The organism is Pseudomonadota bacterium, assembly GCA_010028905.1.
Lineage (GTDB): Bacteria > Vulcanimicrobiota > Xenobia > RGZZ01 > RGZZ01 > RGZZ01.
In genome coordinates this window covers 1-1,476 of the sequence record RGZZ01000785.1, presented here as the reverse complement: position 1 = coordinate 1,476, position 1,476 = coordinate 1, and the positions used below count along the sequence as shown (strand labels likewise).

Annotated in this window: 2 protein-coding genes; both read right to left on the bottom strand. The window is 66.8% G+C overall.

Annotation, left to right across the window (positions count from 1 at the left end; translation table 11 throughout):
- The coding region (locus EB084_25295) for a hypothetical protein (protein NDD31580.1) at positions 1-585 on the bottom strand (585 nt) is incomplete at its 3' end.
- Between the two features lie 96 nt (positions 586-681).
- Positions 682-1,476, bottom strand: a 795-nt coding sequence (locus tag EB084_25290) for a hypothetical protein (GenBank protein ID NDD31579.1), incomplete at its 5' end; no start/stop codon positions are given.

Here is a 1,476-nt window from a genome sequence, read left to right as displayed (position 1 = left end):
GGTGCGGTCCCAGTGGAAGATCTTCTCTTCCATCACATCGGCCAGCTTTGCCAGACGCATGAGCAGCGGCTTCAGCTTCGCGGCCTCGACGGGGGGGCTGTCGTCCATGAGTGCGCGAACAGACAGCGTGCTCTGGTCATCGAGCGAGACGCTCATCGACGCGTCGCTCTCTGCGCTCTTGAGCGCCTCGATGGCGTGGTCGTGGCGAAAGATTGTTCCGACCGTGCTGTGCAGCAGCAGTGCGGGCTCACCCGCGCGGTCGCGGGTCTCGGAGACGGTGACGACCTGTGTGCGATCGGCGGCTTCGTCGGTGACGATGTCGAAGACGAGGAGCTTTCGATCGACCACGCTGCGCTCACGGACTTTCTTGCCCAGCAGGACGGCAAGCTCCTCGAACAGCGCTTGAAGGCGCGCCGAGGTGCAGCGCGGCGCCGGATCTCCGCCTTCGGGGCTGGGAGGCGTCGGACGCGGCACTTCGACCAGGGCGTGGCATCGGGGACACGTGCCCCGCCGCCCGGCCGCGCTCGAGGGCACTCGAAGGTGGGTTTCGCAACCAGGGCACTCGACTTCGATGAACGGGTACACGCGCGTGCTCTCCAACTCAACGGGGTGGGCGGTCTATGGGTGATTTACCGCGCCGGTCGTTTGCGCTCCTGCACCCCACATCGCCTGCCGATGCGATCAGCCCTCGTCGCCCCCCAGCCCCATCTTGTCCTGTGCTGAGGTCCACGCGGTGCGCTGGGCGAGCTGCACGTCGCCGTAGCCTTCCTGCGCGGCGTTCAGCTCGATGCTCACGCCGTGGGCGTTCGGATAGTCGGCGCTGTGCTGCTCGGCGATCACCATGTCGTCGATGGCGCGCTTGACCTCGCCCGCCGCGGCGTTGAGCTCGCATCCGGCGGTACCGTCGCCCTCGATGCCACTGGCAAAGTGGTAGAGGTCTTTGTACACGTCGAAGGTCTGGGTCTTGCCAGCGATCTCGTCGAGGCGCTCCTTCGTGATGGGCGAAGCCACGATCTGGGTGCCCAGGTGGTCGATGGCCGACGTGAGAGCGCCGGCCTTCGAGAGGTCGTAGGCGGCCATGGTGGGCAGCTCGTCTTGTGTGGTGGCGGCCTGCTGCACGGCGGCGATGGCCACGTCACGCGCTGACGATGGCAGCAGGTGGGTGAGCCGCGCATCGAGGTGCGCGAGCATCTGGGCGCTCATGATGCGCGAGTAGGGCCAGCCGGCGTTCCCCTCGGTCTCCTGCGAGGCCACCATGTAGTCAGCGGTGCCCTGCAGCTCGTTCGTCACCTCGGCCATGCCCATGAGGCAGGCGTCGAATCCGATGATGTCGAGCTTCTTGCCCGTGGCCTGCTGCGCGGCCTCGAGCCCTTCGCGCACCTTCGGCAGCGACATCCAGTCGCTGGCGCTGCGATCTTCGACACAGCCACGCCAGCCGTCGCCGTGGTCGTTGATGATGAGCATGGTGTGCTCTGC